The sequence below is a fragment of the Arthrobacter sp. ok362 genome, assembly GCF_900102785.1.
Taxonomy (GTDB): Bacteria; Actinomycetota; Actinomycetes; order Actinomycetales; family Micrococcaceae; genus Arthrobacter.
On record NZ_FNGC01000001.1, the window covers coordinates 288,992 to 305,042 of the forward strand.

A 16,051-nucleotide genomic window follows, 5' to 3' on the forward strand; every position below is an offset into this window, starting at 1 on the left:
GTATGCCAATCAATTGAGCCAAAGGCCCAGTCGTGACGGAGGCCACTCTAACGTCTGTAGTGCGCATCACACCGGAGTGGTGCTATTCAACGAAGAAGGAGCCGGCCGTGCTGGTATTACTAGGATTCGCCATGATCGCGGTATTCATGGTGCTGATCATGACGAAGAAGGTGACGCCTGTGCTGGCGCTCATCATCATTCCCACAATTTTCGGGCTTTTCGCCGGCGCCGGTCTAGGCATCGGCCCGATGGTCATGGACTCCATGAAGTCCATGACCTCCACGGCAGCGCTGCTGATGTTCGCCATCATCTACTTCGGCTTGATGATCGACGTCGGACTTTTTGACCCGCTGGTCCGGTTCATCCTGCGCAAGCTCGGCAACGACCCCGCCAAGGTGGTCCTCGGCACGGCCATCCTCGCAGCGGCTGTTTCGCTCGACGGCGACGGCTCCACGACCTTCATCCTCACCACCGCGGCGATGCTGCCGGTCTACCTGCGGCTCAAGATGAGCCCCGTGGTCCTGACCTGCGTGGCGGGCCTGGCCAACGGCACCATGAACATCCTCCCGTGGGGCGGCCCCACGGCCCGCGCCGCAACCGCGCTGAAGCTCGACGTCAACGACGTCTTCGTTCCGATGGTCCCGTCCCTCATCGTAGGCCTCATTGTGGTGCTGGTCTTCTCCTGGCTGCTCGGCCTGCAGGAACGCAACCGCCTCCGCAGCACCGTCCCCGAAATCTGGGGACAGGGTGTCGAGTTCGACGGCGGCACATTGGCTGCCGGCTCCACCGGCACCGGCCGCTTCGGCTTCGGCCGCAATGGCTCCGGCCCCCGCGTTTCCGGCCCGCGTGTTTCCGGCCCTGCCGGTGGCGGACTCCCCGCCGGCGACGGTTCGGTAGCAGTCCTGGAGCGCACTGAAGTCCTCGTTGACGACCGCGACACCGCCATGGCCGACACCGCACTGGACCCCAACCGCAAGACCCTGCGTCCCAAGCTGTTCTGGTTCAACCTCGGCCTGACGGTTGCAGTCATGGTGACGCTGGTCGCCAACGTCATTCCGCTCCCGTTCGTCTTCATGGTCGGGTCCGCCATCGCCCTGCTGGTCAACTTCCCCAAGGTCAAGGACCAGGGCGCCCAGCTGATCGCCCACGCACCCTCTATCGTCGCCGTCGTCAGCATGGTCATGGCCGCCGCGGTCCTGACCGGTGTCCTCAACGGCACGGGTATGGTCAAGGCAATGTCGGAATGGCTCGTCCAGATCATCCCGGCGGACATGGGGCCGTTCATGGCCATCATCACCGGCGTCCTGAGCATCCCGATGACGTTCTTCATGAGCAACGACGCCTTCTACTTCGGCGTCCTGCCGGTCCTCAGCGAGACGGCAGCCCACTACGGCGTCAGCGCCGCCGACATGGCCCGCGCCTCCATCACCGGCCAGCCCTTCCACCTGCAGAGCCCCCTGGTCCCGGCCATCCTGCTCCTGGTCTCCCTGGCCAAGGTGGATCTGGGCGACCACCACAAGAAGGTCCTCTGGCGCACGGCCGTGATCTCCCTGGTCATGCTCGGAGTGGGAGTCCTCACCGGAGCCATCGGCATCGGCTAGGCCCCAACGGCACCGCCAAAACAATGCGGGGTCACTTACCGCCCATTCCGGCCCTCCGGATGGGCCGTAAGTGACCCCGCGTTGCTTTTTTGCCCGGCGGTAACCACGGTTCAACCCACGTAGACTGGGACGGAAAATAATCCTTTACTTGCAGGGGAGATCCATGGCTGCGATCAACCGCGACGACGTCGCGCATCTCGCGCAACTCGCGCACATCGAGATGAGTGCTGAAGAGCTCGACAGGATGGCCGGCGAACTCGCCGTCATCGTCGATTCAGTGAAGTCCGTCAGTGAAGCTGCCGGTGATGACGTCCCGGCCACGTCCCACCCGATTCCGCTGACCAATGTGTTCCGCGAGGATGTCGTGGGCCACACGTTCACGGCCGAACAGTCCCTCAACGGCGCCCCCGACGCGTACGAAGGCCGTTTCAAGGTCCCGGCAATCCTGGATGAGGACTAAGACCATGACTGAGAACAACGAACTGATCCGCCTCTCCGCCGCCGCCCTCGCGGAGAAACTGGCCGCCCGCGAGGTCACCGCCGTCGAGGTCACCCAGGCCCACCTGGACCGCATCGCCGCCGTCGACGGCAAGGTCCACGCCTTCCTGCACGTCAACACGGATGAGGCGCTCGCCGTCGCCGCCGAAGTGGACGCGATCCGCGCCGCCGGAGGCGCCGCCGCCGAAGAGCTGCACGCCCTCGCCGGCGTGCCGATCGCGGTCAAGGACCTCATCGTCACCATCGGCCAGCCCACGACCGCCGGCTCGAAAATCCTCGAGGGCTGGCACAGCCCCTACGACGCCACGGTCGTGGAGCGCCTGCGCGCCGCCAAGATGCCGATCCTGGGCAAGACCAACCTCGACGAATTCGCCATGGGCTCCTCCACCGAGCACTCCGCCTACGGCCCCACCCGCAACCCGTGGGACCTGGACCGCATCCCCGGCGGCTCCGGCGGCGGTTCCGCTGCCGCCGTCGCGGCCTTCGAGGCCCCGCTGGCCCTCGGCACGGACACCGGCGGCTCCATCCGCCAGCCCGGCGCCGTCACCGGCACGGTCGGCGTCAAGCCCACCTACGGCGGCGTCTCCCGCTACGGCGCCATCGCCATGGCTTCCTCGCTGGACCAGATCGGCCCGGTCTCCCGCACCGTACTGGACTCGGCCCTGCTGCACCAGGTGATCGGCGGCCACGACCCGCGCGATTCCACCTCGCTCCCGGACCCGCTGGAGGACCTCGTCGCCGCCGCCCGGACCGGCCACGTCGAGGGCATGAAGATCGGCATCATCAAGGAACTCCACGGCGAGGGCTACCAGGCCGGCGTCGAAAACCGCTTCAACGAGTCCCTTGAGCTGCTCAAGGCCGCCGGTGCCGAAATCGTCGAGGTCTCCTGCCCCAACTTCAAGTACGCCCTGGGCGCCTACTACCTGATCATGCCCTCCGAGGCGTCCTCCAACCTGGCCAAGTTCGACGGCGTCCGGTACGGCCTGCGGGTCCTGCCCGAACAGGGACCGATGACGATCGAACGGGTCATGGGCGCCACCCGCGCCGCCGGCTTCGGCGATGAGGTCAAACGCCGCATCATCCTGGGTACCTACGCCCTGAGCGCCGGCTACTACGACGCCTATTACGGCTCGGCCCAGAAGGTGCGCACCCTGATCCAGCGCGACTTCGACGCCGCGTTCGCCCAGGCCGACGTGCTGATCTCCCCGACGGCGCCCACCACGGCCTTCAAGCTCGGCGAGAAGCTCAACGACCCGCTGGCGATGTACCTCAACGACGTCGCCACCATCCCCGCCAACATGGCAGGTGTTCCCGGGCTCTCGCTGCCCGGCGGCCTCGCCGACGAGGACGGGCTGCCGGTCGGCATCCAGCTGCTGGCCCCGGCCCGCCAGGACGCCCGGCTGTACCGCGTCGGCGCGGTCCTGGAATCCCTGCTCGAGGCTCAGTGGGGCGGACCGCTGCTGGAGAAGGCCCCTTCACTGACTGCCGCCACCGCCGATTCTTCTGCCGCTGCCACGGCCCTGAGCCACGGAGGTTCACACTAATGACTGACGCAACCCTCAGCTTCGAAGAGGCGATGGAGAAATACGATCCCGTCCTGGGCTTCGAGGTCCACGTGGAGCTCAACACCAAGACCAAGATGTTCTCCTCCGCGCCCAACGTCTTCGGCGACGAGCCGAACACCAACGTCAACGAGGTGGACCTCGGCATGCCCGGCGTCCTGCCCGTGGTCAACAAAACCGCGATCGAATCCTCGATCAAGATCGGCCTGGCGCTGAACTGCAAGATCGCCGAGAAGTGCCGCTTCGCCCGGAAGAACTACTTCTACCCGGACACCCCAAAGAACTTCCAGACCTCCCAGTACGACGAGCCCATCGCGTACGACGGCTACCTGGACATCGAGCTCTCCGACGGCACCATCTTCCGCGTCGAGATCGAACGCGCGCACATGGAGGAGGACGCCGGCAAGCTGACCCACATGGGCGGCGCCACCGGCCGCATCCAGGGCGCGGAGTACTCCCTGGTGGACTACAACCGCTCCGGTGTGCCGCTGGTCGAGATCGTCACGAAGCCGATCGAGGGCGCCGGCAGCCGCGCTCCCGAACTCGCCAAGGCCTATGTTGCCGCCGTCCGCGAAATCGTCAAGAACCTCGGGGTCTCCGACGCCAAGATGGAACGCGGCAACGTCCGTTGCGACGCCAATGTCTCGCTGCGCCCGCACGGCCGCGAACGCTTCGGCATCCGCTCGGAAACCAAGAACGTCAACTCGCTGCGCGCCGTCGAACACGCCGTCCGCTACGAGATCCAGCGGCACGCCGCCGTGCTGGACTCCGGCGAGCCGGTCACCCAGGAAACCCGCCACTGGCACGAGGACACCCGGACCACGACGTCGGGCCGCGCCAAGTCCGACGCTGATGATTACCGTTACTTCCCGGAACCTGACCTGGTCCCGATCACCGCGTCCCGCGAATGGGTCGAGGAACTCCGCGCCACCCTGCCCGAGCCGCCGGCCGCCCGCCGCAAGCGGCTGCAGGCGGACTGGGGCTACTCGGAGCTGGAGTTCCGCGACGTCGTCAACGCCGGCGTCATGGACGAGATCGAGGAAACCATCGCCGCCGGGGCCACCCCCACGGTGGCCCGCAAGTGGTGGATGGGCGAGATCGTGGGACGCGCCAAGAACGCCGACGTCGATCCCGGCCAGCTCGGCGTCAAACCGGCCACCATCGTGGAACTGAACAAGATGGTGGAGGACGGCAAAATCAACAACAAGATGGCCTCCGAGGTCCTGGACGGCGTGCTCGCCGGCGAGGGCACCCCGGCGGAAATCGTCGAGAAGCGCGGCCTCGCCGTGGTTTCCGACGACGCACCGCTCCTGGAAGCGATCGACGCGGCCCTGGCCGCGCAGCCGGACGTCGCGGACAAGATCCGCGGCGGCAAGGTCCAGGCGATCGGCGCGATCGTCGGCGGCGTCATGAAGGCCACCCGCGGGCAGGCCGACGCCGGCCGGGTCCGTGAGCTGATCCTCCAGCGTCTCGGCGTCGAAGGCTAGCGCCTAGCCGCCCACTAAATCGGTCATGATGGTCTGCAGTGCTTCGCAGACCATCATGACCGATGTGCGTTTAAGGTTCTCCGGCCTGGCCAGGAGGTCGATCCGGCGCCGGGTGCTGATGCCCTCCAGCGGCCGCAGCACAATGTCAGGGTTCAACACAGGCCGCGCGGTGTGGCGCGGCAGCAGGCCGATCACGCCGCCGGCCGCCACGAGCGCCGCCACGGTTGAGTAGTCGTTGATGCGGTGCACAATGTTCAGCTCACGGCTGGAGACCGCTGCGACGGCGGAAAGCACGTCGGCGGGGGAGTAGCCGGCGCGGCTCGTCACCCACGGTTCGCCCACGACGTCGTCGGCCGTCACCGCCCGCTGGCCGGCGAGCCGGTGCCCGGCCGGCAGGGCCACGTCCAGCGGCTCGTGCGCGAGCGGGATCACCGCGACGCGTTCCTCGGGCCAGCGCGGGCTGTGATCCATCCGGTGTGCCAGGACCAGGTCGTAGCGTGCCGTCAAGGCCGGGAAGTCCTGCTGGGCGACGTCCTCGTCGGAGAGCAGGATCCGGGGCTGGCCGGGGCCGTCCAGGAGCCGGGCCAGCGGCGCGAACAACGCCTGCCCGGCACTGTGGAAACCGCTAAGCGTCACCGGCGCCACCGGCGAGCTGTGGTAGGCGCCGATCGCCATCTTCGCATCCGCCATCGCGCTGACCACCGCGGCTCCGGCGTCGGCCAGGACCTGGCCGGCCTCCGTGAGAACGAGGTTCCGGCCCTCCTTGCGGGTCAGCGGCACCTCAACGGTCTTCTGCAGCGCGGCCAGTTGCTGGGACACGGCCGACGGCGTCACGAGGAGGGTTTCGGCGACGGCCTTGACGCTGCCCAAGGCTCCGAGTTCGCGCAGCATCTCCAGCTGGTGGATTTCCATGCCAGCCATTCTATGCAACAGCATTTCCTAATTCGTCGATTGAGAAAAATTCGGTTGTGCTAATGCTTTCTGGTGGGTCTAATGGGGTGAGTTGTCCCACACGCCCGTGCCGCACGGCGGAATGGAACGCGCGGAGCAAAAAACCAAAAAGCACAGTTAGGAAGGCCCATGAAGGCTCTCTACAAGGCCGGCGCCCACGCAGGGTTCGAGCTCGTCGACCGTCCCGAGCCGAAGACCGGCCCCGGCGACGTCAAGATCCGAGTCATGACCACTGGCATCTGCGGCACGGACCTGCACATCCAGTCCTGGGACGCCTGGGCGCAGGGCATCATCAACGCCCCGCTGATCGCCGGCCACGAGTTCTACGGCGAAGTCATCGAGATCGGCGAGGACGTCCTGGACGTCAAGGTCGGGGACCGGGTCTCCGGCGAGGGCCACATCGTCTGCGGCATCTGCCGCAACTGCCGTGCCGGCCGCAGGCAGATGTGCATCAACACCGTCAGCGTCGGCGTCCAGCGCGACGGCGCCTTCGCCGAGTACGTGGTGATTCCCGAGACCAACGTCTGGGTCCACCAGGACCCCTCCGTGACGCCGGAACTCGGCGCCATCTTCGACCCCTTCGGCAACGCCGTGCACACCGCCCTAAGCTTCCCGCTGGTCGGCGAGGACGTCCTGATCACCGGGGCCGGGCCCATCGGGCTCATGGCCATCGCCGTCGCCCGGCACGCCGGCGCCCGGAAGATCGCCATCACCGACGTCTCCGCGCCCCGGCTCGAACTGGCCCGGAGGCTCGGCGTCGACCTCGCGATCGACGTCTCGAAGATGCGGGTCAGGGACGCCCAGCGCGAGCTCGGCATGCGCGAAGGCTTCGACATCGGCATGGAAATGTCGGGACACCCCACCGCACTGCCTGAGATGATCGACAACATGAACCACGGCGGCCGGATCGCAATGCTGGGACTGCCCAGCCAGTCCATCGACATCGACTGGGGCAAGGTGGTCACGCACATGCTGACCATGAAAGGCATCTACGGCCGCGAAATGTTCGAGACCTGGTACGCGATGAGCGCCATGCTCTCCTCCAACCCGGTCCTGCACGCGAACATCTCGGCCGTAGTCACTGACACGTTGCCGGCCACCGACTGGGAAAAGGGATTCGAGGTGGCCCGTGCCGGCGTCGGCGGCAAGGTGGTCCTCGACTGGACCGTTTTCTAGGCCAGCCACTTTCCAGGCCCCGTTTCACACCGCCCTTCCAGACACCGCATTTTGCCCCCGCATCCAACCAGCTGAGGAGCCAACCCATGTATTCAGCCATCAAGGACCAGCTGCAGCACGAACTCGATGAGATCCGCAGCGCCGGACTGTTCAAGACCGAGCGGCACATCGACTCGCCGCAGGCCAACCGCATCAAGGCCGGGCAGATCGGCGAGTCCGGCGCCGACGTGCTGAACTTCTGCGCCAACAACTACCTGGGCCTCGCGGACCACCCGGACATCATCGCTGCCGCGAAGACCGCGATGGACGAGCGCGGCTTCGGCATGGCCAGCGTGCGGTTCATCTGCGGCACCCAGGACCTGCACCTGGCACTGGAGCAGCGCGTGTCGGCGTTCCTCGGCACCGAGGACACCATCCTGTTCTCCAGCTGCTTCGACGCCAACGGCGGCGTGTTCGAGTCCCTCTTCGGCCCGGAAGACGCCGTCATCTCCGACGCCCTGAACCACGCCTCCATCATTGACGGCATCCGGCTCTGCAAGGCCCAGCGCTTCCGCTACGCCAACCAGGACATGGCGGACCTTGAGGCTAAACTGATCGCGGCTACTACACAGGAGAACCCGGCCCGCCGCTTGATCATCGTCACGGACGGTGTCTTCTCGATGGACGGGTTCCTGGCCCCGCTCGAAGCGATCTGCGACCTCGCCGAAAAATACGACGCTCTGGTCATGGTGGACGATTCCCACGCGGTGGGCTTCATGGGCGCCACCGGTGCCGGCACGCCGGAACACGCCGGAGTCTCGGACCGCGTGGACATCTACACGGGCACGTTCGGCAAGGCTCTCGGCGGCGCGTCCGGCGGCTACGTCTCGGGACGCGGCGAGGTCGTGGCGATGCTCCGCCAGAAGGCCCGCCCGTACTTGTTCTCCAACTCGCTGGCCCCGGCGATCGTCGCGGCCACGCTCACGGCCCTGGACCTCGTGGAAAACTCCGGAGAACTGCGCGGCAAGCTCTTCGCGAACGCTGAGCTCTTCCGGAACCGCATGAGCGAGGAAGGCTTCGACCTGCTCCCCGGCGAACACGCGATTGTCCCGGTGATGTTCGGCGACGCCGTCATGGCGGCCAAGGTGGCCGACGCCATGCTCCACAACGGTGTCTTCGTCACCGCGTTCAGCTACCCGGTGGTGCCCAAGGGTGCCGCCCGGATCCGCGTGCAGCTCTCCGCCGCGCACAGCTCCGACGACGTCGAGGCTTGCGTCCAGGCGTTCGTCCGCAGCCGCGCGGCGGTCGCCGCAGCCTGACCGGCCGGGACCGGGTTGCGGCGCCCATGCGGCTCCGCAACCCGGCTGGGCCCCATTTTCAGCACGGGGCCCGGCCTCACCCGGCCTTGCTCGTTCATCCCGGTTTCCTCCACGGCCTTGTCCGCGGGACATGCCCAGCTCCGGCAACGAGGACTGGACATATTGCCGCTATGTCCAACGGTCACGACCAACGAAGGGCATGCCCCGGGCTGGCCCGCCGCAACGAGGGACATGTCCAGTCGGGCGGACCAGGGAAGGGCATGTCCCGGGGGTGTCCCGCGCCCTGGAACCCAACAACGTCGCCAGTAATGCTGGTGCGGGTGCTGCACCCTCATCCAGTAATCGGTTGAGGAGATTGATTGCCCGACCTTTTGTCACGAAAATAACAAGCATGCTTCCCTAGCCAGCGGATAAAAGCCGGCCGTAAAGTGAGCGTCATCATTCACTTACAGGTCTGGGGCTGCGATGCGTATTGCTCTGGCTGCGGCGCCGAAAGGGGCGATGACGGCAGCGGGCCATGTCGCAAGCGCACTCGGTGCCGCCTCGGATCCCCGACAATGAGCGGCGCGAAAAAGTGGGTAGCTGGTCACCGAAAAATGGTGACGCTAGTGGTCCTCGCAGTTGCGTGGGGAGCGGGCATAGCGCTCCTTGTCAGCTGGGGACACCCGCTGGATAAGGCGCTTTCCAGCGCGGTGATGTGGGCGCTCTAAATGGCACTCTTGTGGTTCTTCCAAGCACGCCGGGAAGGCAAGGCTGCGGCCAAACTCGACGCCCAGGGCGGGATCCTGGTCTACGTCCGCTACCCGGATTCGCGTCCCGGATCCCTCAGCGGTATCTGGAACATGGGCGTCGTCACCTTCGACGGGACCGAGGGCATGAAGTTTCAGCCGGCCGTCTATGACACGCTCGAGCCTTCCGGGCGGCCCACCACCTTCAGCGGTTTGGCGGCAGTGATCACCGAGCCCAGGAAGATCGGTCAGAAGGATCACAAATACATCACGCATCAGGGATTCCAGGCCATCCGGCTCACCACCGACAAAGAAGACATTGAGGTGGCCGCCCGGCCGACGTCACTCCGAAGGATCCTTGACGTCATTGCCGGCACCCCGGAGCCTAAATGAACCGGGAGTTGGCCTACACCGATTCGTTCTGACCGGAGTCCGCCAACGTGATCCCACCGACGGACCAGTTCTCGCGTGGAACTTCGTGAAGGACGACGCGGATAGTGTCCGGCCGTATGCCCATGACCTGGGCATACGTGGCTGTCAGGCCCGCGAGCAGCTCACGCTTCTTTTCCTTGGACGACGGGGACGCGTTATGAACCTGGATGATTGGCATCTGCCGAGTCTGGCATGATCCACCCCAACAGCGACGCAGCCCAGTCAGTTGTGAACCTGCGACGCGTTGTCTGGGAACTGGGCCATGAGTTCCTGAATCCGCACCCGGCGCCGCCGCCCCCAGATCGGAAACCAGATAGTCAGGCCCAGGAACGCTACGGTGCAGACCAACCCAAACCAGGGATGCTCAGGGCTGTCGAACATCAGGAAAACCCCAAGCGCGGTGAGCAGGCCGCACACCAGGGGCGTCACCCACACCATGTGCCGCTCCTGGATGAGGATCCAGATCAGCTCGGTCTCCCACTGTTCGGCGGATGCCTGTGCCGGCAGCTGCCCGGTGGAGATGGCCTTCTTGATGTTCGTTGCGGTGGGCGACCCAGGATGGAGCATCCCCTCCTTCGCTTGGGCGCGTCGACCTGCCCACAGCACGAAGAATCCGATGGCCAGACCGAAGGCGCCGGTTAACGCGACATCCTCCACCACAACCTCCTTGCCCCTGAGAAGTCGCATGCCCAGCTGAATGGCAGCCCACCCTATTGCGACCACGACCACGATCAGCCATCGAGGGGCGCGCCGAAGCAATTCCTTCCAGCGGTCCCCGGAGTTTTCGGTCATCTACTTCTCCTCGCAGACGTCATGCCATCCGGGAACCGATGATCGTCGCACCCACCATGAACATGATTCCGACGAAGGCAAACATGGCCCCAAAGATCCGGACGAAGTTCGGGTTGGCGAAGAACGACTTGGAGTAGTCCACGCCCATGGGCTTGTAGTCCTTGAGCAACGACGCATAGGCGCGTGCTGAATCGCGGAGATCGAAAGCCAGGACCAACCCGAGCACCACAGCTGTGAGTCCAATGGCCCCCATGCCCCAGGGCATCACCGGGTTCGAGTGGCCTGGTCCGGAGAAAGCGGTGGCCGGCACGGAGAGGAAGACCACCGCAAAAACAATCATGTAAGCGTCCAGGCAACCCTTCACCGGTTGCGGCAGCTTCATCATCGAACGCCAGAGCTTCATTGGTCCCCAATCCGATAGTCGACTACTGCGGCCACCCTAACCCGTCCACACCCCGGAGGCTAGAAAACGTTCAGGCTGCAGCCGATGCGGCAAATGCCGGATACCGGGACGTGGGTCACCTGATCCGGACAATCTGCAAGGATGGGACCATGTCAGCTCATTACGATGTCGTAATTGTCGGCGGCGGTATCGCCGGCCTGTCCCTTGCCTCCGCCCTGGCCGGGCAATGCAGCGTGGCCCTGGTCGAAGCCGAACAGACCCTGGCGTACCACACCTCTGCCCGCTCGGCCCGGCAACTGATCCCCAGCTACGGCCCGCCCGTGGTCCAGGAACTCACCGTCCGGACGCTGGACCTCATCGCCGCCCGGGACGCCGAACGTCCGGAACCGGTGCTCACGCCGCGCAGCTTCATGCTGATCGGCGACGACGCCACCGTCCGGGCGGAAGCCAGCGGCCGCATGCAGCGCATCACCCACGCCGAGGCTCTTGAACTCTGCCCGGTCCTGCTCCCGGAATCCTTCAGCGCCGCGGGCCTGGACACCGGGTCCTTCGCCTGCAAGGCCCCCGTGCTGCTCGAGGACCACCGACGGCGGGCCGAAGCCGGCGGCGTGGACATCATCACCGGGGCAAGGGTCCACTCGGCCCAGCGCCTCGGCACCGGCTGGGAACTCGGCGCCGGACAGGAAGGCTTCGAAGCCGCCGTCGTGGTCAATGCGGCCGGCGCGTGGGCGGACGAGCTCGCCGTCCTCAGCGGCGTCGAGAAGCTCGGCCTCCAGCCGTACCGGCGCACCGCGGCGATCGTCGACGTCGAGAATCCCCTCCCGGCGACCTGCCCGATGGTGGCCGCGGCCGATGACAGTTTCTACTTCCGGCCCGACGACGGTCAGGTCCTGATCTCGCCCGCGGAACACGTGCCCAGCGGCCCCGAGGACGCCCGGCCCCACCCCGGCGACATCGAACGGCTCGTCGCCCGGATCAACACGGTCACGACGCTCGGAATCCGCGGCGTCAGCCAGGCCTGGACCGGGCTCCGGACGGAAGCCGCCGACGGCGTCCCGGTGGTGGGATTCGACGCCGAGGCCACCGGTTTCTTCTGGCTCGCCGGGCAGGGCGGCTACGGGTTCCAGACGTCGTCCGGCATCGCGGAACTGGCCGCCGGGCTGATCCTGGCCGGTCAGGGTGCCGCCGCAACCCCGCCCACGGAGGCCAGTCCGGCATCCCGGACAGCGGAGGCGCTGGCCGCGACCCGCTGGTCCATCCGGCGCTGAAGAATGGATCCATGAGCACCCTCATCACCAATATCGCCGAACTGATGACCCAGGACGCGGAACACCGCGTCCTCCGCGACGCGGCGGTGGTGATCGAGGGGGAACGGATTTCCTGGCTCGGTCCCGCGGCCGATGCCCCGGCGGCCGACGAGGCCGTGGACGCCGGGGGCCGGGCGCTCCTGCCGGGCTGGGTCGATTCGCACACGCACCTGATCTTCGCGGGGGACCGCACGGCCGAGTTCGAGGCCCGGATGGCGGGGGAGAGCTACAGCGCCGGCGGGATCGCCGTCACCACCGGCGCCACCCGGAGCACGAGCGACTTCGACCTCACCCGGCTGGCAATGGGCCGCGTCGCGGAGGCCGTCTCGCAGGGCACCACCTACCTCGAGACCAAAACCGGCTACGGACTGGACCTCGAGAACGAGGCCCGCAGCGCCCGCATCGCCTCCACCGTCGCGGACGAGGTGACCTACCTGGGGGCGCACCTCGTCCCCGCCGGGATGGACGCGGAGGAATACACGGAGCTGGTCTGCGGGCCGATGCTCGCAGCCGTGCTGCCCTACGTCCGCTGGGCCGACGTCTTTTGCGAGCAGGGCGCCTTCAACGAGGACCAGTCCCGCCGCGTGCTGCAGGCCTGCAAGGACGCCGGGCTGGGGCTGCGCGTCCACGGCAACCAGCTCGGTGAGGGACCCGGCGTCCGGCTGGCCGTGGAATTCGGCGCCGCGAGCGTGGACCACGTGAACTACCTGTCGGTCGCGGATATCGACGCCCTCGCGGCCAGCTGGTCCGGCTGGGACGCCGGCACTGGACAGCGGGGCAGCGGCACGCGGGGCACGGTTGCCACCTGCCTTCCGGCGTGCGATCTTTCCACCCGGCAGCCGCTGGCCCCCGGACGGGAACTGCTCGACACCGGCGTGCAACTGGCGCTGGCGTCCAACTGCAACCCCGGCACGTCCTACACGAGCTCCATGGCGTTCTGCGTCACCACCGCCGTGCTGCAGATGCGGCTCAGCGTCCATGAGGCGGTGCGCGCCGCGACTTACGGCGGCGCCCTGGCCCTGGGGCGGGAGTCCGGGAACGACGTCGACGGCGAACGCGCGGTTGGCTCGATCGCCGTCGGACACCGCGCCGACCTGCACCTGCTCAACGCGCCTTCCGCCACGCACCTGGCCTACCGGCCCGGCATCCCCTTGACGCACGCGGTGTGGCGGGCTGGCGTAGCGCAGGGGGTCGGCGCAGCCCAGGCGGTCCGCTAGCCCGGTTAGAAAATCATGGGCGGAGCGTCGAGGACGGTCTCGTCCACGCGCCTCTTCTCCCACTGCGTGAACGGCTTGTCGAGCTCGTACTTGTCGCGCGCCGTGCGCAGCAGGGTGCGGACTTCGGCGTTTTCGGGGTTGTTCAAGGACTCGAAATATTCCACCGACCAGTGGAACCAGCGCATGCAGAACAGCCGCATGGTCAGTCCGTGCGTCACGAACAGCGCGTTCGGGGCGTAGTTCGGCTTGGACCAGTGCCGGTGCAGGGTCTCCATGAAGGAGGAAATCCTGTCGTACACATCGGAACCGGACTCGCCCTCGCGGAAGCGGTAGAAGAAGTGCCCGTAGGCGTTGCGGAGCTCCTTCTGGTCCTCAATGTCGCCGGCAATCTGAAAGTTGGCCCAGTCCTGTTCACGCAGGCGCGGTTCCTCGATCACCCGTTCCACGAGAGGGCCAAGGTTGAGCGCCTCAAGGGTCTGGTAGGCGCGCAGGTACGGGGAGACGTAGACGCACACCGGACGGCCGTCCAGCTCGCGCCGGACCTCCTCCCCGGCCGCCGCGGCCTGCTCCAGGCCCAGCGGCGTCAACGGGATCCGGTAGTCCGGAACACGGTTGTAGATCGAGGTATCGGCATTGGCGGCAGACTGTCCGTGCCGGATCATGATGATTTTCCGGGGCGCACTCATAATCCCCAAGCATAGGGCTCCCAAAAAGCCGGTGGTGCCGGCGCGGCCGGCACCACGTGGGCACCAGCAAACTATCGGCAACTGCAGGCAAGATAGAAACATGTTGGTTCCCTCCCGCCGTCGGCTGCGGTTCGAAATGTTGATTGTCCTGGGGTTGTCGCTGGGGCAGTCCGCGGTCTACTCCCTGGTGCAGCTGCTGGACAAGATGACCACGGCGCCGCTGGCCCAGGGGACGTCCACGCTAAACCGTTCGCAGAGCCCGCGCGAATACTTCGACCTCACCTACCAGATGCTGGACATCATCTTCGCCCTGGTCCCGGTGGCTCTCGTGATCTACTTCCTCACCGAACACTGGCCAGTCGGACAGCGCGGAACCTCCGCGTTCCGCAGGATCGGCTTCGACTTCGCCCGGCCCGGCAAGGACCTTCTGCAGGGGCTGGGGCTCGCCGCGCTCATTGGCATTCCGTCGCTCGGGCTCTACGCCGCCGGCCGGGCGCTGGGGATCACGACGGCGATCATCCCCAGCGCCCTGGACGCGTACTGGTGGACCGTGCCGGTGCTGGTCCTGTCCGCGATCCGGCACGGGATCGTGGAGGAAGTGATTGTGGTGGGCTATCTGCTGGACCGGCTCGGGAAACTGGGCTGGAGCGTGCCGGCGGCAATCGCCGCCAGTGCCCTGCTCCGCGGCAGCTACCACCTGTACCAGGGGTTCGGGCCGTTCATCGGCAACGCGATAATGGGCGTCATCTTCGCGCTGGTCTACACGCGGACCAAACGCGTGATGCCGCTTGTGATCGCCCACGCCATCCTGGACACCGTGGCGTTCGTGGGGTTCAGCCTGTTTGGCAAGGCCGTGGGCTTGGGCTGAGTACCAGGGCTGAGTATCGGGGCCGGCCTTAAATGATCTCGGCCGCCATCTCCTAGGTGACATCGTTGGCACCTAAGAGATGGCGGCCGAAGCGTGGGGCAGGTGGAGCGTTAGATCGTGACCGCTCCGGAGGCGGTCTCGAAGGTGACAGAGAGGATGCCGGGAGTACCGTGCGGCGCGATCCAGTTCACGGCGACGTCTTCCAGCGGCTTTTCAACCTGCTCGCCCAGCCACTCGGTCACGCGCGCTGCCGAACCGGCAATGGTCAGTGCGGACATCTTGACTTCACTGGCGTAGGCGTTGGACGGGTGCAGCTCCGGGTCGCCCTCCCACTTGAGCATGTAGGGCACCTGGGGGTCGGCGATGAGCCCCAGGATGCCGATCTGCTTCCAGACCAGTTCGCGGCCGTCGGGAAACTTCCGGTTGCCGTTCACGGCCGCGCGGCCGAGCCGCTCCTCGAACGGGGCGAGATCGTCAACCTCGACGCACCAGCCCATCCAGCCGCCGCCCGCTTCGGAGCGCGCCCGGACTGCCTGGCCGAACGGGGCCTTATCCGACGCCGGGTGGTTCAGGACCTCCACGACTTCCAGGTACTTGTGTCCCGCGAGCGGGATAATCATGTTGCGTGTCCCGAAACGGGGGTGCACTCCACCCTTCACGGCTTCGACGCCGAGGGCAGACGCAATACGTTCAGTGGTGGCTGCCAAGCCATCGTGTTCACAGGCGTAAGAGACGTGATCCATGCGCATGCCATCATCTTGGCACTTTGTGATGGACCTCTCAGCTTAGGTTCCCCTAACCGTCATGGGATGTCCCGGGGCTACCGAAGCGGCGTCCCGGAAGGCGCCGCCACGGCAACTGTCTTCATCTTCGTCACAAAGCTATCCAGGGCTCCGTCGCCATTCCTACACTGATGCAAGGTCATGAGTGCCAGCGCACAGCCCCGGCTTGCTGGCCGGCAACCCTCGTATCGCGGTGGGGTGCCCCGGGTGAAGACCTGGCCGTCCGGCGCCCGCCGGAGGGCAAGCGCGGCGCCTGTGCCGGT

General features: G+C 66.5%; 16 protein-coding genes and 1 riboswitch. Of the genes, 10 read left to right on the plus strand and 6 right to left on the minus strand.

Annotated features, from left to right (window positions below):
- The first annotated feature begins 59 nt into the window (after positions 1–59).
- From BLQ10_RS01205 to gatB, 4 genes are all read left to right on the plus strand, one after another.
- A complete protein-coding gene (locus BLQ10_RS01205; RefSeq protein ID WP_368086484.1) occupies positions 60–1,601 on the plus strand; it encodes a CitMHS family transporter in 1,542 nt (513 codons plus the stop codon).
- A 163-nt stretch (positions 1,602–1,764) separates the two neighbouring features.
- Entirely contained in the window at positions 1,765–2,061 is a 297-nt protein-coding gene (gene gatC / locus BLQ10_RS01210; protein ID WP_091557354.1) for an Asp-tRNA(Asn)/Glu-tRNA(Gln) amidotransferase subunit GatC, read from the plus strand.
- A gap of 4 nt (positions 2,062–2,065) precedes the next feature.
- Positions 2,066–3,643 (plus strand): Asp-tRNA(Asn)/Glu-tRNA(Gln) amidotransferase subunit GatA, encoded by a 1,578-nt coding sequence (gatA, locus tag BLQ10_RS01215; protein WP_091557356.1) that lies wholly within the window; start codon positions 2,066–2,068, stop codon positions 3,641–3,643.
- A complete protein-coding gene (gatB, locus tag BLQ10_RS01220; RefSeq protein ID WP_091557359.1) occupies positions 3,643–5,148 on the plus strand; it encodes an Asp-tRNA(Asn)/Glu-tRNA(Gln) amidotransferase subunit GatB in 1,506 nt (501 codons plus the stop codon). The genes gatA and gatB overlap by 1 nt, the downstream gene beginning before the upstream one ends.
- A gap of 3 nt (positions 5,149–5,151) precedes the next feature.
- Here the strand turns inward: gatB and BLQ10_RS01225 are convergent, their stop codons facing one another.
- A complete protein-coding gene (locus BLQ10_RS01225; protein ID WP_091557928.1) occupies positions 5,152–6,060 on the minus strand; it encodes a LysR family transcriptional regulator in 909 nt (302 codons plus the stop codon).
- 168 nt (positions 6,061–6,228) lie between these two features.
- Here BLQ10_RS01225 and tdh point away from each other — a divergent pair, with 168 nt between their 5' ends.
- The 3 genes from tdh to BLQ10_RS01240 all read left to right on the plus strand — a co-directional run bounded on the left by tdh (position 6,229) and on the right by BLQ10_RS01240 (position 9,694).
- The gene (tdh, locus tag BLQ10_RS01230) at positions 6,229–7,275 is read left to right on the plus strand and encodes an L-threonine 3-dehydrogenase (protein WP_091557362.1); all 1,047 of its coding nucleotides are present in this window, start codon (positions 6,229–6,231) and stop codon (positions 7,273–7,275) included.
- An 86-nt stretch (positions 7,276–7,361) separates the two neighbouring features.
- Positions 7,362–8,573, plus strand: a complete 1,212-nt coding sequence (locus BLQ10_RS01235; protein WP_091557364.1) for a glycine C-acetyltransferase — start codon at positions 7,362–7,364, stop codon at positions 8,571–8,573.
- 710 nt (positions 8,574–9,283) lie between these two features.
- A complete protein-coding gene (locus BLQ10_RS01240) occupies positions 9,284–9,694 on the plus strand; it encodes a hypothetical protein (protein ID WP_091557367.1) in 411 nt (136 codons plus the stop codon).
- Between the two features lie 13 nt (positions 9,695–9,707).
- Here BLQ10_RS01240 and BLQ10_RS01245 read toward each other — a convergent pair whose 3' ends face one another.
- The 3 genes from BLQ10_RS01245 to BLQ10_RS01255 are packed head-to-tail and all read right to left on the minus strand — an operon-like array spanning position 9,708 to position 10,928.
- Positions 9,708–10,046, minus strand: a complete 339-nt coding sequence (locus tag BLQ10_RS01245; protein WP_368086488.1) for a tautomerase family protein — start codon at positions 10,044–10,046, stop codon at positions 9,708–9,710.
- The gene (locus BLQ10_RS01250; protein WP_091557374.1) at positions 9,956–10,525 is read right to left on the minus strand and encodes a hypothetical protein; all 570 of its coding nucleotides are present in this window, start codon (positions 10,523–10,525) and stop codon (positions 9,956–9,958) included. The genes BLQ10_RS01245 and BLQ10_RS01250 overlap by 91 nt, the downstream gene beginning before the upstream one ends.
- A 19-nt stretch (positions 10,526–10,544) precedes the next feature.
- Positions 10,545–10,928, minus strand: a complete 384-nt coding sequence (locus BLQ10_RS01255; protein WP_139164157.1) for a hypothetical protein — start codon at positions 10,926–10,928, stop codon at positions 10,545–10,547.
- A 149-nt stretch (positions 10,929–11,077) separates the two neighbouring features.
- Between BLQ10_RS01255 and BLQ10_RS01260 the strand changes: the two genes are divergently transcribed.
- Both BLQ10_RS01260 and BLQ10_RS01265 read left to right on the plus strand, forming a co-directional pair.
- Positions 11,078–12,196: an NAD(P)/FAD-dependent oxidoreductase gene (locus BLQ10_RS01260; RefSeq protein WP_091557379.1), complete on the plus strand. Its 1,119-nt coding sequence runs from the start codon at positions 11,078–11,080 to the stop codon at positions 12,194–12,196.
- 11 nt (positions 12,197–12,207) lie between these two features.
- Positions 12,208–13,452, plus strand: coding sequence for an amidohydrolase family protein (locus BLQ10_RS01265; RefSeq protein ID WP_091557382.1), 1,245 nt, complete (start codon positions 12,208–12,210; stop codon positions 13,450–13,452).
- A 5-nt stretch (positions 13,453–13,457) separates the two neighbouring features.
- On the opposite strand, the gene BLQ10_RS01270 is transcribed toward BLQ10_RS01265, so the two are convergent.
- The gene (locus BLQ10_RS01270; RefSeq protein ID WP_254785342.1) at positions 13,458–14,138 is read right to left on the minus strand and encodes a histidine phosphatase family protein; all 681 of its coding nucleotides are present in this window, start codon (positions 14,136–14,138) and stop codon (positions 13,458–13,460) included.
- Between the two features lie 100 nt (positions 14,139–14,238).
- Here BLQ10_RS01270 and BLQ10_RS01275 point away from each other — a divergent pair, with 100 nt between their 5' ends.
- Positions 14,239–15,006 (plus strand): CPBP family intramembrane glutamic endopeptidase, encoded by a 768-nt coding sequence (locus BLQ10_RS01275; protein WP_091557388.1) that lies wholly within the window; start codon positions 14,239–14,241, stop codon positions 15,004–15,006.
- 110 nt (positions 15,007–15,116) lie between these two features.
- Here BLQ10_RS01275 and BLQ10_RS01280 read toward each other — a convergent pair whose 3' ends face one another.
- A complete protein-coding gene (locus BLQ10_RS01280; protein ID WP_091557391.1) occupies positions 15,117–15,755 on the minus strand; it encodes a VOC family protein in 639 nt (212 codons plus the stop codon).
- 170 nt (positions 15,756–15,925) lie between these two features.
- Positions 15,926–16,041: riboswitch (SAM riboswitch) on the plus strand.
- Positions 16,042–16,051 lie beyond the last annotated feature (10 nt).